This window comes from Pseudofrankia coriaricola (genome assembly GCF_001854805.1).
GTDB lineage: Bacteria > Actinomycetota > Actinomycetes > Frankiales > Frankiaceae > Pseudofrankia.
In genome coordinates this window covers 20,996-34,730 of sequence record NZ_MBLO01000032.1, presented here as the reverse complement: position 1 = coordinate 34,730, position 13,735 = coordinate 20,996, and the positions used below count along the sequence as shown (strand labels likewise).

Sequence of the window (13,735 nt, the reverse complement as noted above, 5' to 3'; positions counted from 1 at the left end):
GCCCGTTCTGTCCCAGGGAGAGTTCGCCATGACCGTTGCACATCCTCGACCGCAGCAGACCCACCTGAGTGTCGACCGCACCCCGGCCCCAGGGACGTGTCCCGCGTGCGGGGCAGCCGAGCTCGCGTCGTACCCGGTGCTCGAGGAGCGCGGGTGGTTCGACGTCGTCAAGTGCCAGGCCTGCCTGCACTCGGTGGCCCGCGAGCGGGGTCCGTTGCTCGGCTACATCCAGCTGCTGTCCGACACGGTCTGAGGAGGCAAAATGATCGGCATCGACGTCGGCGGCACCTTCACGGACATCATCGCCGTCGAGGACGGCGAGATCCGGGCCTACAAGGTGCCGACGAACGTGCGTGACACGCACCTGTCCGTGCTGGCCAGCGCAGACCTGGTCAACGTGCCGGAGGCGCCGGTGTTCAACCACGCCAGCACCCATGGACTCAACGCCATCCTCACCAGGAACTTACCCAAGGTCGGATTCCTGACCACGGCCGGCCATCGTGACGTGCTGGACATGGCGCAGAGCTGGCGGCCGAATGACGCGGTCACAGACGCGCACTGGCGGCGGTCCTTCGGCGACTCGACCGCACCGGTCGTGCCGCGCTACCTGCGCCGGGGAGCCAGCGAGCGGACGCTGGCCGACGGGCGGGTCTACCAGGACCTCGACGAGGACCAGGCACGTCGCGAGATCGAGCTGCTTGGTCGCTGCGGCGTCCGTGGGATCGCCATCTGCCTGATCAACTCGTACGTGAACGGCGCGCACGAGGAGCGCCTGGCGGAACTCGTCCGCGCCGTCCTGGGAGACATCCCGGTCTCGGTCTCGAGCAGGGTCTCTCCACTCGCCCGCGAGTACCCTCGCGCGTCCACCACGGTCATCGACGTCACGATGAAGATCGTCTACGGGCCGTACACCAAGCTGCTCCAGGACGGCCTGGAGAAGGTCGGCTTCCGGGGACAGATGAACTTCGCGGACTGTGCCGCCCAGCTGTCCCCGGTGGATGACGCCATGAACGTGCCCAGCCGGATCGTCTTCTCCGGCCCTGCTGCCGGGGCCGTCTCCGCCGCGTACTTCGGCAGCCTGATCGGCAGGTCCGACCTCGTCTGTGCCGACATCGGCGGGACCTCCTGCGACATCAGCATCGTCCGCAACGGTTCACCGACCGTCGACACGACCTTCGAAATCGAGCACGACCTCGTCGTGAACACGCTCTCCAGCCAGGTGCACGCGATCGGAGCGGGCGGCGGCAGCATCGTCTCGGTCGGCCCCACGGGAGAGATCGTGGTCGGGCCGGCGAGCGCCGGGGCGGATCCGGGTCCCGCGTGCTACGGCAAAGGCGGAGTCCAGCCCACGACCACGGACACCTGCCTTCTCGTAGGGATCATCGACCCGGACCGATTCGCCTCCGGCTTCCTGGATCGTGACGCCTCCTGGCGCGCCTTCGAGAAACTGGACACGCACAGTCCCGTGGAGCAGCGGATCGCACACGCCTACGGGATCGCGGTCCACAACATCGCCGAGGGCGTCTTCAACCAGATCGTGCGTGCGGGAGTGGATCCCCGCGACTACGACCTGGTGGCGTACGGCGCGGCAGGACCGATGCTGCTTCCCGCGATCCTCGAGCTCGTCCACGCCCGAAGCGTCATCGTGCCTCCGCACGCCGGCCTCTTCTCCGCTCTGGGGCTGCTATCCGCGGACCGGGTCTTCACCGACAGCCGTAGCCACTACACGGTGCTGGACGAATCCGCCGCCGATGGAATCGACGCGATCTACCTGGAGCTCGAGAGCGCCCTGCGGAGTCGCCTGGGTGCCGAGGCCGACACCGCGACCATCGTGCGTTCTTTCGACGGACGGCTGCTCGGTCAGGCGTGGGAGACCCCCTTCATCCCCGTTCCTGACGGGACACTCGGCGTCAAGGGGATCGCCGCGATGGTGGCCGGCTTCCATGACGTGTACGCCGAACGGTCCGGCGCTCGCTTTGAGGCCATCCCGGTCCAGGGCGCCACCTATCGCGTCAGCGCGATCCTGCCGACACCCAAGGTTCAGTATCCGGTGCTGCCGCGCCGGGAGGGAGCGGCGCTCGTGCCTCGCGCGAGCACCCCGTTGCGTTTCATCGGTGACGAGGAACAGCTTGCGGACGTGTACGAGCGCACCGATCTGCGGGCCGGGGACGCCTTCCGGGGACCCGCCATCGTCCGCGAGAGGCTCGGCACCGTCCACGTCCACCAGGGGCAACTGGCCACGGTGGGCCGGTACGGCGAAATCGTCATCACCTCTGATACGAACAGCGAGCGGTGAGAGGACTCCTCCCACATGACGACCACGTCAGTCGCCCTGCGCGACCTCAAGGATGAGCAGTTCCAGGAGTCCTACGGGTGCGACCGGTTCACCGCGTCGGTGCTCAGCAACCGGCTGCGCTACATCTGCGGGCACATGGCGACGGGTCTTCTGCACAAGGCCTTCTCTCCGATCATCTCGTATATGAGCGACTTCGCGACGGCGGTCGTCGGACCGCCGGAGCTGGACTACCCGATGCCCGCGGTCAACAACGGGCTCGCCCTCTTCCTGGGCACACTTTCGGACGCGGTCCGCAACACGGTGGAGGAGTACGGGCCCGAGAACCTCCGCGTCGGCGACCTCCTGATAGCCAACGACCCGAACCGCGCCGGCTGCCACGTGAACGATCTGATGTTCGTTGCGCCGGCGTTCTTCGAGAACAGAATCAGCGGATTCATCGTCATCCGTGCCCATCAGCTCGACATGGGTGGCTCGGTGCCGGGGGGCTTCGGCGCCAAGAAGACCGACTCGTACGAGAACGGTCTCGTTCTCCCGCCCATCCTGCTGTACTCGCAGGGAACGCCTGTGCGGTCCACTTTCAGCCTCATCTTCGACAACGCGCGCTGGGGGCAGCTGCTCCTGCCTGACATCCGCACCATCAACGAGAGCTGTGCACTAGGACTGTCGATGTTCCGCGAGAGCGTGGAGCGCTACGGCCGCGCGGCGATGCTCGGATCGATGCGGTTCGCCACGGACCGGTCGGCCGAAGAGATCGCGGACGCGCTCGCGAGCGTTGCGGACGGTGACTACACGGGGACCGCCATCCTCGACGCGGACAACGCCACGGACGAGCAGTACGACGTGGTCGTCAAGGTGATCAAACGGGGTGCGCGGGTCGAGGTCGACCTGAGCGGCTCGTCCCGGCAGGCGCAGACCTGCATCAACGCCGGCGCCCTCGACGCGAAGACGGCGGTCGGCGTGGGGCTCAACATGGCCACCGGTGTCAGATCGCCCTTCACCTCGGGAAGCTTCCGGCACATCGATGTGGTGATCCCTCCTGGCACGGTCGCGAGTGCGCTTCCCCCGGATGGCGCCATCTTCTTCTACTGGGAGGTGTCGTCCGCCATCCTCGCCGCCATCATCGTGGCGCTCAAGGACGTGCTCGGTGACCGGAGTATCGGGGGGGACTACGGCTCCACGAGCACGCACAACGCCCAGGGCACGCGCGGCGACGGCACCACCTGGCAGAGCCTGTCCGAATGCGGCGGTGAGTGGGGTGCCTGGGGCGCGAGCCGTGAGGGCGACGGAGACGGCTACAACGCGCTCTACTTCGTGAACACAATGTCACCAGCCACTGAGGGGATCGAGGCTTCCGTGCCGGTCGTCATCGCGCGCAAGGAGTACGTGCCGGACACCGGAGGCCCGGGACGGCACCGAGGCGGTTCCGGGACGATCAAGGACGTCCGTTACCTGGACGACGCCGAGCACTACACGACTCCGCTGCGGTTCAAGGCTCCCTCTGGGACAGGCGTCAACGGTGGTGATGCCGGCCGGATGGGCGGCGTGTGGATCCTCGACCAGGAGGGAACCGCGGATATCGCGTTCCCGGGCATCGAGGACTCGTCCTACCTGGGATCCACCGCACTTGCGGGCGTCGTCCATCCGGACACTCGCCTCCCGACTCCGGACGGGGTGTACGCCTACTTCGGGCGTGTCGCGACCTGGAAAACCGGGCCGGGAGCCATGTTCCGCTATCGCACCAACGGCGGCGGCGGCTGGGGTGCCGCACTGACGAGGGACCCGGAGCGTGTGGCCCGGGACGTCCGGGACGAGTACGTGTCGATCGCGGGAGCCGCGCGGGACTACGGCGTCGTCGTGGTGGGGGATCCGCAGACCGACCCCGAGGGCGTGAAGGTCGACGTCCGCGCCACGGCGGCACTGCGCGCCGAGCTCGAGGCGGGCACGACCAGGCTCAGCTGAGGACCCCAGGTGCGGCGACGCCGGTCCCTGCTTCGCGGCCCGCGCCGCGGGTGTCTGAACTGCGATGGAAGGAGATGTGCGATGGATCGGATGTCGGGAAAGGTGGCCGTGATCACCGGCGGTGCTCGCGGTCAGGGCCGAGCGCATGCCGTCCGCCTGGCGGCGGAGGGTGCCGAGATCGCCATCACCGATGCTTGCGCCCAGTACCCCGACGTTCCCTATCCCATGGGTACCGTCGACGAGCTCGCCGAGACGGTGGCGGCCGTCGAGGCGCTTGGACGGCGCTGCCTCAGCTTCAAGGCCGACGCCCGCGACCCTGCCGCGATGCGGGCCGTCATGGCCGACACCGTCGCCGAACTCGGCCACATCGACACGGTCGTCATCAACCACGGCATCACCATTCCGCACACCGTCGAGGGTCCGGAGGCGGAGGACGCCATCTGGGATCTGATCATCGACACCAACCTGTCGGGCGTCTGGCGCACGGCTCGGGCGGCCGTCCCTCACCTGCGCGACAACGGCGGGTCGATCACCGTCACTGCCTCGTCCGCGGCCTTGACCGGCCTGTTCAACCAGGCTGCATACGTCTCGGCGAAGTGGGGACTCATCGGCATGGTCAAGACCTTGGCTGCTGAACTGGCGCACTACTGGATCCGTGCGAACGCCGTCTGTCCGTGCGCGGTCGCAACGCCGCTGTTCCTGAACCCGCACCACGTCAGGGCGTTCTGCGGTGACGACCCGACGAAGACTATCGAGGACATGGAGTGGCCGGCCACGTCGCTCAACCTCCTGCCGGTTCCATGGATCGAACCGGAGGCGGTGGCGAGTGCCGTCCTCTACCTGGCATCGGAGGAGGCGAAGTACGTGACCGGTATCGCGTTGCCGGTGGATGCGGGGACCAGCATCCAGCCTCCGGGGATCACTCCGTTCGTGGGAACGCGGTTGTGGGAGCTCCAGCAGCAGGTTCCGTCGCTGGGTGCGTGATTCCGTCACGTCTGTTGCGTCAAAGGGAATCCCTGGTACCACGAGGGCCACGTCGGAAAGGGCGAAGGCCGGGTGCTGGGAGGTATTCCGGGGCAGTTCGGCTACACGGCGCGCGAGCCTTACGGCGTAGTGGTCGCCCGCGACGCGTGAGTTCATTTCTATGATAATCAGAGATAGTCGGCGCGTTCGAGGTTCGCGTCGACCACGACCACCTGCCGGCGATGGAGCGAGGACGGGCAGCATGAGGCGAAGCCACAAGACCATCATTTCTTGTGCGTTGACCGGGTCGGTGCACACCCCGTCGATGTCGCCCGGCCTCCCGGTCACCGCCGACGAGATGATCGAGCAGGGACTGGCGGCGGTGTCGGCCGGCGCGGCGATCCTCCACGTCCACGCTCGCGATCCGGTCGACGGGCGCCCCGCTTCGGATCCGGAGGTCTACCGTCCGTTCGTCACGGCGCTGGCGCGCGACACCGACGCCGTCATCAACATCACCACCGGTGGGGCGATGACCATGACGGTCGAGCAGAGACTCGAGGCTGCGCTGGTCTTCGAACCCGAAGTGGCATCACTCAACATGGGTTCGATCAACTTCAACTTCGCCGGCGCCGCCGAGCGCGAGCGCGAGTGGCGCTACGACTGGGAGAAGCCGTACGTCCTGGGGTCGGCAGACAGCATCTTCGTCAACACGTTCGCCCAGATCGAGACGAGCCTGCTCCGCCTGGGCAAAGAGCGCGGGACCCGCTTCGAGTTCGAGTGCTACGACGTGGGCCACCTCTACAACCTCGCGCACGTCGTCAACAAAGGGCTGGCCGAGCCACCGTTCTTCATCCAGGCGGTCTTCGGGATCCTCGGTGGGATCGGTCCCGACGTGGACAACCTGACCCACATGGTGAGCATCGCCGACAAGCTGTTCGGCGACGACTACTACCTGTCGGCGTTCGGTGCGGGACGGCATCAGATGACCTTCGCGACGGCCTCCGCTCTCCTCGGCGGAAACGTCCGTGTGGGGCTGGAGGACAGCCTCTACCTGACCCAGGGAAGGCTTGCGGAGAGCAACGCCGAGCAGGTCGCAAAGGTCGCGCGACTCCTCGACGAACTCGGCCACGACATCGCGACGCCCGACGATGCTCGCCAGATGCTGGAGCTCAAGGGCAGCGACTCCATCAAGGTGTAGCGGCAAGCGATCGAGGCCGTCTGGAGAGGGAGGAACGACGTGAGCATCGGCAATCCGGTCGTGGTCGGTTACGTCCCCACGCCGCAAGGTGCGGCGACACTGGCGCGAGGGATCGTGGAGGCCCGGCATCGTGATGCCCTCCTCCTCGTGGTCTTCCCGAAGCCCGACGGTGGCTCCGTCGTCGTCGACGGTGTCGAGGTCGATGAGGCCATGGACCCTGTTGCCCGCCTGCTACAGGACTCGGGTGTCCGGTTCGGGGTTCGACCCCTGACCGCCGGTGGAAGTGTCCCCGAGGACGTGGTCTCGATCGCCGCGGAGGTGGACGCCGACCTGGGCACCGGCCTCCGTAACCGAACGCCGGTGGGGAAGCTAATCCTGGGAAGCAATGCCCAGCGCATCCTGCTCGGTGCTACGTGTCCGGTTCTCGCCGTCAAGGCTCAGTGACACCGGACCCGTCGCGCGTCGCGCCCGCATCCTCCGTCGCCGGAACAGGAGCGCGTCCGCGAGCACTCCTCGCGATCATCCTGATCAGCTACCTGATGATCGTGATGAACGTGGCGCTTGTCGTCACGGCACTGCCCCGCATCCACAGCGATCTGCGTTTCACCACCGCCGGACTAGCGTGGGTCCAGTCGGCGTATACCTTGGCATTCGGCGGGCTGTTGCTCCTCGGGGCTCGTGCCGGAGACATCCTCGGCCGTCGTCGCGTCCTCGTGGCGGGCCTTCTCTGCTTCGTCGCCGCGTCGCCGATCGTCGGCCTCGCGGGGACGCCGACCCTACTCCTCGCCGGACGCGCTCTGCAGGGGGTCGCAGCTGCGTTGATTGCGCCCTCGACCCTCGCCCTGCTCGCCGTCGGTTTCCCGGAAGGACGACCGCGGACGAGAGCGGTCGCGTACTACGGATCCGTCGCCGGCTTCGGGGCGACGCTCGGGCTCGTCGCCGGGGGACTCCTGACAGACACCGTCGGCTGGAGGGCGGGCTTCTTCTTCAACGTGCCGATAGGGCTGGTCCTGGTCGCCGCGACATTCCGGAGCATCGACGAGACGGCGCGCCGACCGGGCGACTTCGACCTCGCAGGCTCGCTCGCATCGACGGCCGGCATGTCCGCGCTCGTGCTGGGGCTGGTACGTGCCGCCGGCTCGGGGTGGTCCGACCCATTAACGCTCGGCGCCCTGGTCGCCGGGGTGCTCCTGCTGACGGCCACGCTGGTCAATGAGGAGCGGGTGTCGGAGCCCATCATCCCGCTCGCGCTGTTCCGCAGCCGGCAACGCTCCGTGGCGTACGCGGGTCGTTTCCTGTATCTCGGAGCCATGCTCGGCTTCTGGTTCTTCGTCTCGCGTTACCTGCAGGACGTCCTGGGCTACTCCGCTCTGGCCGCAGGCCTCGCCTTTCTACCCATGACTCTGATCAACATCGTGACGGCGCTCGCTGTGCCGCGCCTGACGAAGTGGTGGGGCAACACATGTGTGCTCTCGGTTGGCCTCGCCATCACTGCGACGGGCATGTTCTGGCTCAGCCGGTTGGAGCCCTCTGAGCCGTACCTGACGGCGATCGCGCTGCCGATCCTCTGCGTTGGAGCTGGGCAGGGGCTAGCCCTGGCCCCGCTGACCGTTATGGCCATGGACGGCGTAGGCAGTGAGAACTTTGGCGCTGCGTCCGGGCTCGTCAACGTAGCCCACCAGCTCGGTGGGTCGGTGGGGCTCGCTGCACTGGTCGCGATCTCGGGACAGGTGCACGCATCGGGGCGGACGCCCGCCGAGTTGCTCACGCGCCGGGCCTCGGTGGCCCTCGACGCCGGCGGTCTGCTGCTGGTCGTCGCGCTCTGCCTGCTCTTCCTTCCACGGCGCGACAGTCGTTCAGAGAAGCGACTGGTACAGGTCGAGGTCCCTCAGCGCGGCCTCCCGTGACTCCTGGCTGATCGTGAGGACGACGCGATCGACCCCTGCCTGACGCAACTCGTCGAGTGGATCGGGTGCGGGATCCGGTGAGTAGACTGAGACCGGCAGGCGATCGCGCCCCCGGACCTCGCACAGGTCGCGGAACTCCGCGACCTGTTGGACCAGACGGGCACGTTCCGACCACTTGTTGCCCACCGGGAACCAGCCCTCGCCTGCCTCGACCACGCGCTCCATGCTGTTCGTCGTGTTTCCGGCGATGTACAAGGGGAACGGATGCTGAACGGGCTTGGGCCACTGCCAGACGGGGTCGAAGGACACGAACTCGCCGTGGAACTCGGCTTCGTCGTCGGTCCATAGCCGGCGCATCGCGAGCACTCGCTCGTGCATCAGTCTGAACCGGGTCCTGGCAACGGTGCCGTGGTTGGCGATCTCCTCAGGGATCCATCCGGCGCCCACACCGCACATGAGTCGGCCGCCGGACACCTGGTCGAGGCTCGCGACAGCTTTGGCAGTGGTGATCGGATCGCGCTGGACGAGCAACAGGATGCCGAACCCGAGGCGCAGGGTATTGGTGACCATGGCGGCGGCGGTGAGCCCCACGAACGGGTCGAGGGTGCGCTTGTAGTGCTCCGCGATATCTCCCCCGGCAGGGCTGTCCGGATCCCGGAAGACCGGGATGTGGGTGTGCTCGGTCAACCAGAGCGACTCGAAGCCGCGCTGTTCGACCTGCTCGGCGAGTTCTATGACCCCGATCGTCCGATCGGTGGGGAACACCGAGATGCCGATCTCCATCACGCCTCCAGGAGCTGATTGCTATTCATACTGATAGATATCAGCATAGTGTGAAGCCGCACTGTCCTGGGTGCGGCGCGGGCCGCGTCAGCGTGGCTTTGCGCTGAGCCCGAACGTGCTACCCCGAGCCGAGCCGGGACCAGTCGGCCGGGGTCAGGGCGGCGGCCAGCAGCCCGAGGACGCCGGGCCGGTGGATGTGGCTGCCCAGCAGGCGTTCGCCGGCCGTGTGGATGTGAAGGAGGGCGTCGCGGAGCCGGTTGGACAGCTGGGTCGCGTCGGCGGCCAGGTCGCTGTCGTAGCCGACGAGCACGGTCAGCCCGGCGAGCGCGTCGTCGTCGGTGCCGACCCGGCGCAGAGTGTGGGGCAGCGTTCGTGCCGCGTCCGCGATCACGTAGTCGTGGCGGGCGTCGGTCTTCGATTCGCCGGGATGCAGGTCGGCGATGCGGCGCATCGCCAGGCCGGGCAGGTAGGCCACGTCCACGCCGCGGGCGACACGGCGGGTGCCGGGAATGGGTGCGATGTCGTCGCCGCGGGTGAGAATCCAGGCTAGGGCGGTCTGCGCAGGGGTCGCGCCGATCTCCGCGCCGATCGCCGTGACGGCGTCGACGATGGCCAGGTTGCGCCGGAAGTTCTCGCCGGTACATCGGCAAGCGCGGCCGCGCCGCCAACGGCGTCGTGGCCGCTGCCAGCCCAGCCCCCTGTCGCCGCCGGAGACTGCCCGAGCCGGCGGAGTCTGCTCTTGGCGTCGCCCGCCCTGACGGCCCACGGGTGGGCACGACTCGCCACGTGCACGACGTCCTGAAGCGGTCAGCCGCGGAGACCTTGCAAAGAGTCTAACTAATATGAGAGATTGGCTTCGTCTTCGTACCCGACACGAGTCTCCGCACCTGGCGTGAGGGAGTGCATCCGACGGTGCGCCGTCCGACTGTCCGCACCTGCCGGTCGTGGCTGACGGTGACACGACGGCAGCTGAGCGGTCGCCGAGGAGCGCTACGCCGTGCTCGCAGGGGCGCCGCATCCGCCGCAGCGGCTCCCAGGCCGGTCGCTCGGCGAATTCGGTCGGCCGGACGGTGGGGTCGCGATGGCTCGGTAACGGTCGGCCAGGTAGTAAAAAGATTACTATTATGATGGTTGAGGAAGGGTTGTGCTACGGTGACGCGATCCGACATCTCAGAGTTCCTCTTCCCGGGCCAGCTCACCCGGTACGCCGGTGCTTCAGGTGACGTCGGCGACCTGCTGTGCGCCCGGGGCGTACCGACGGGCGCGATATGCGTGGTGGCGGACAGCATCGTGCATGCCAACGGTCTGACCGCCGATCTACTGGAAGGCCTTGCCAAAGCTGGTTACGAGCCCCAGGTGTTCGCGGACGTCATCGGCGAGCCCGACGTCGATGTCGTCACACGGGCTGCGGTCGCCGCCGCAGCCACCAACCCCGTCGCCTTCGTCGGAATCGGAGGCGGCAGTGCTCTGGACACGGTCAAGCTAGTTGCCTACAGCGTCGCATCCGGCACACCGCTGCGGGACCTGAAAGGTCCGGCGCCACTGGTGCCGGGGCTCGGCCCGCTGGTGATGGTGCCAACCACGGTCGGCACCGGCGCGGAAGCGACTCGCGTCGCCATGTTCGCGGTAGACGGAGCCAAGCGCGCGGTGTTGTCCCGTCAGTTCGTACCGGAGCTCGCGGTCCTGGACGACGCCCTCGTGCAACGACTGCCCGCTCCGGTCGTGGCGGCGACGGCGCTCGACGCGTTGGCCCACTCCGTCGAGTCCATGATGTCGAGTACGTCGAACGAATTGACGTGGTTCTTCTCGGGCGAGGCCGCGCGACGGATCTTCGCCGCCCTCCCCGCGGGTCACAAAGGCGACCCGAAGGCGCGGTCCGAGCTTCTGTACGCCTCGTTCTTGGCCGGTGTCTCGCTCAACGCGGGCGTGGTGCTCGGCCATTCGCTGAGCTACGTCCTCGCGGCTCGGCACCACCTGCCGCACGGGGTCGGTTGCGCGATCGCGCTTCCGTACTGCCTCGCCTATAACCAGACGATGTCGGCCCGTGACGGAAAATCCCTGGCCGAAAGCGTGCTCGGCCAGTCCGACGCCACGTTGCGCGACGTCGCCGAGGCGGTGCGGGCGCTGACCGAGCTCGTCGACCTGCCGACCGACCTCGATGCCTACGGCACCGCCGCTGAGGAGATTCCCTTCCTCGCCCAGTCCGTCGTCCGTGACTACCCGCGACCGACCAACCCTGTTCCTCTTGAGTCGGTCCGGCTCGGCGTCCTGCTCGAACACCTGCGCACCGGAGACCTCCGCGGCGCCTGGACTGCGATGGGAGAGCTCGCATGACCGAGACCCGCTCCTACAACGCCCACGTGGGCGGGCGTTGGGAAGGATCCGGTACCCTCCTCGACGTGCACGACCCGTCCGACTGGGACACGGTCGTGGCGCGGGTGCCCGCACTCGGAGCGGACGTCGTCCGTGAGGGTTACAAGACGGCTCGCGAGGGCGCCCGGATCTGGGGTCGTACCAATGCGCTCGAGCGTGGGCGCGTTCTGTTTCGGGCCGCCGCCATCCTGCGCGACCGGGCGAGCGAGCTCGCGAGACTCCTTGCCCAGGAGAACGGCAAGACCTTGGCCGAAGCCACGGGCGAGGTCGGGAAATCCGCCGAGTTCTTCGAGTTCTACGCTGGGGTCGCGCGGCTGCCCTACGGCGACCTGATCCACGACGCACGGCCGGACACCACCACAAGCGTCTGGCACGAGCCCGTCGGCGTGGTGCTCGCGATCACTCCGTGGAACGACCCGTTGCTCACCCCGTCGCGCAAGCTTGCGCCGGCGTTCGCCGCGGGCAATGCAGTGGTTCTCAAACCGGCGTCCGACACGCCGACGATAGCGCTCGAGCTGACCCGGGCACTGGTGGACGCTGGCCTGCCGCCAGAGGCGATCACAACCGTCACCGGTCGGATCGGCGAGATCGGCGAGGACCTCGTCGGTTCGCCAGAAATCGACGCGATCACGTTCACCGGGTCCACGGGCGTCGGTCTCGATCTTCAGCGGAAGGTCGCCGGACGCAACATCCGAGTCCAGTGTGAGATGGGCGGCAAGAACGCGGCCATCGTCCTTGCCGACGCCGACCTCGACCTCGCGGCCGAGACGATCGCCGCCGCCGGGTTCGCCCAAGCCGGCCAGCGGTGCACGGCGACGAGTCGGGTCCTGGTGGAGGCCTCCGTCAAGGACAGTTTCGTCGAGCGTCTGGTCGCGGTAGCCAACTCCTACGCCGCCGGCCCGAGCCTGGACCCGAGCACTGTCGTCGGGCCGATGGTGAGCCGTCGCCAGCAGTCCGACGTCATCGGGCACGTCGCGACTGCGAGCGCAGAGGGCGCCACGATCGCCGCAGGCGGCACCGTCGGCGCGGGCGAGGTCCTCCAAAAGGGGTGTTACGTCCTGCCCACGGTCTTGGACGACGTGACAGCCGACATGACCATCTGGCGGACGGAGGTGTTCGGCCCCGTCGTCGCCGTGCTGGCCGTTTCGTCTCTCGACGAAGCGGTCGAACTCGCCAACGCCTCGGAGTACGGGCTTTCGGCCGCGCTGTTCACCAAGAGCATGTCCGCCGCGAACACCTTCCTGCGGGACATCGACGCGGGGCAGGCGGCCGTCAACCTACCCACTTCTGGCTGGGACGTTCATCACCCATTCGGGGGATTCAAGTTGTCCGGTTCCCCTTTTAAGGAGCAGGGCCTCGGTGCGTTGGCCTTCTACACGCGGACGAAGACCTGCGCAGTGCGTGCGTTGTGAACCTGTTCGACCTCGCGGGCCGACACGTCGTCGTCACCGGCGCGGGCCGCGGGCTCGGGCGGGCGATGGCCGAGGCGGTAGCGGCAGCAGGTGCTCGCGTGACGCTGGTGGCGCGTAGCGAGTCGCAGCTAGCCGAATCGGCCGCGGCAGTCGAGCACGCCGGGGGGACGGCGTGCGTGCGTCGTGCGGATTTGTCCGACCTCGACGCCGTTGCTGACCTCGCCCGGGAACTTAGCACCGGGCAGGTGCATGGTGTGGTGCACGCGGCAGGGGTCACTCACCGTGCGGACGCGCGCGACTTCGACGACGAAGTGTTGCGGCGCGTGCTGACGGTCAACCTCGAGGCGCCGATCGTCCTGTCACGCGAACTGATGCGGCACCGCGCAGATGACGTGCCGTCCAGTCACGTGTTCGTCGGCTCGCTCGGCAGTTCGATCGGCCTTCCGCGCGCATTGGCCTACGTCGCGTCCAAAGCCGGTGTCCTTGGGGTGGTTCGTACACTCGCCGCCGAGTGGGCCACCTCGGGGGTCCGCGTCAACGCGATCTCGCCTGGCTACTTCCGCACGGCGTTGACGGCCGATCTCCTCGACCAGCCCGACGAACTGAGCCGGATCGAAGGTCGCATCCCGATGCGGAGGCTGGGCAGACCAGCGGAACTGGGTGGCGCGACCATCTTTCTGCTGTCGGACGCGTCGTCGTACGTGACCGGTCAGCAGATTGTCGTGGACGGCGGCTGGCTAGCTTCCTAGGCAACCTCGTTGCACGGCCCCAGCCGACTTGGTCGGCTGGGGCCGTGCGTCATGAAGGACGCTTTGTGACAGTCGCTCGGTCGCGGTCGAGGCGC

11 protein-coding genes and 1 pseudogene are annotated in these 13,735 nt (G+C 67.8%); 10 read left to right on the top strand and 2 right to left on the bottom strand.

Going from position 1 to position 13,735, the window contains the following annotated elements; genetic code table 11:
- The first annotated feature begins 28 nt into the window (after window positions 1–28).
- From BCD48_RS05505 to BCD48_RS05475, 7 genes are all read left to right on the top strand, one after another.
- The gene (locus tag BCD48_RS05505; RefSeq protein WP_071047210.1) at window positions 29–253 is read left to right on the top strand and encodes a hypothetical protein; all 225 of its coding nucleotides are present in this window, start codon (window positions 29–31) and stop codon (window positions 251–253) included.
- A 9-nt stretch (window positions 254–262) separates the two neighbouring features.
- Window positions 263–2,296, top strand: a complete 2,034-nt coding sequence (locus BCD48_RS05500; RefSeq protein WP_071047209.1) for a hydantoinase/oxoprolinase family protein — start codon at window positions 263–265, stop codon at window positions 2,294–2,296.
- A 15-nt stretch (window positions 2,297–2,311) separates the two neighbouring features.
- A complete protein-coding gene (locus tag BCD48_RS05495) occupies window positions 2,312–4,255 on the top strand; it encodes a hydantoinase B/oxoprolinase family protein (protein ID WP_071047207.1) in 1,944 nt (647 codons plus the stop codon).
- A gap of 81 nt (window positions 4,256–4,336) precedes the next feature.
- Window positions 4,337–5,239, top strand: a complete 903-nt coding sequence (locus tag BCD48_RS05490) for a mycofactocin-coupled SDR family oxidoreductase (protein WP_071047205.1) — start codon at window positions 4,337–4,339, stop codon at window positions 5,237–5,239.
- A gap of 241 nt (window positions 5,240–5,480) precedes the next feature.
- Window positions 5,481–6,416 carry a 3,5-dioxohexanoate:acetyl-CoA acetone transferase gene (gene kce, locus BCD48_RS05485; protein ID WP_071047203.1) on the top strand — a complete coding sequence of 312 codons (936 nt, stop codon included), beginning with the start codon at window positions 5,481–5,483 and terminating at the stop codon, window positions 6,414–6,416.
- Between the two features lie 39 nt (window positions 6,417–6,455).
- Window positions 6,456–6,860, top strand: a complete 405-nt coding sequence (locus BCD48_RS05480) for a universal stress protein (protein ID WP_198543098.1) — start codon at window positions 6,456–6,458, stop codon at window positions 6,858–6,860.
- Complete coding sequence (locus tag BCD48_RS05475) at window positions 6,857–8,323, top strand: MFS transporter (RefSeq protein WP_198543097.1); 1,467 nt, start codon at window positions 6,857–6,859, stop codon at window positions 8,321–8,323. The genes BCD48_RS05480 and BCD48_RS05475 overlap by 4 nt, the downstream gene beginning before the upstream one ends.
- Here BCD48_RS05475 and BCD48_RS05470 read toward each other — a convergent pair.
- Both BCD48_RS05470 and BCD48_RS53220 read right to left on the bottom strand, forming a co-directional pair.
- On the bottom strand, window positions 8,273–9,106 hold the full coding sequence (locus BCD48_RS05470) for an LLM class F420-dependent oxidoreductase (protein WP_071047202.1): 834 nt from the start codon (window positions 9,104–9,106) through the stop codon (window positions 8,273–8,275). The two genes, BCD48_RS05475 and BCD48_RS05470, sit on opposite strands and share 51 nt — an antisense overlap.
- Window positions 9,107–9,269: 163 nt before the next feature.
- Window positions 9,270–9,626 (bottom strand): annotated as a pseudogene (locus tag BCD48_RS53220) (IS110 family transposase); the annotation flags it as partial.
- A gap of 632 nt (window positions 9,627–10,258) precedes the next feature.
- Between BCD48_RS53220 and BCD48_RS05460 the strand changes: the two are divergent.
- From BCD48_RS05460 to BCD48_RS05450, 3 genes are read left to right on the top strand one after another with little or no spacing between them, the layout of a single operon-like run.
- Window positions 10,259–11,440: an iron-containing alcohol dehydrogenase gene (locus BCD48_RS05460; protein ID WP_071047199.1), complete on the top strand. Its 1,182-nt coding sequence runs from the start codon at window positions 10,259–10,261 to the stop codon at window positions 11,438–11,440.
- Window positions 11,437–12,891: an aldehyde dehydrogenase family protein gene (locus tag BCD48_RS05455; RefSeq protein ID WP_071047197.1), complete on the top strand. Its 1,455-nt coding sequence runs from the start codon at window positions 11,437–11,439 to the stop codon at window positions 12,889–12,891. Before BCD48_RS05460 ends, BCD48_RS05455 begins: the two co-directional genes overlap by 4 nt.
- The gene (locus tag BCD48_RS05450) at window positions 12,888–13,640 is read left to right on the top strand and encodes an SDR family NAD(P)-dependent oxidoreductase (RefSeq protein ID WP_071047195.1); all 753 of its coding nucleotides are present in this window, start codon (window positions 12,888–12,890) and stop codon (window positions 13,638–13,640) included. The genes BCD48_RS05455 and BCD48_RS05450 overlap by 4 nt, the downstream gene beginning before the upstream one ends.
- Window positions 13,641–13,735 lie beyond the last annotated feature (95 nt).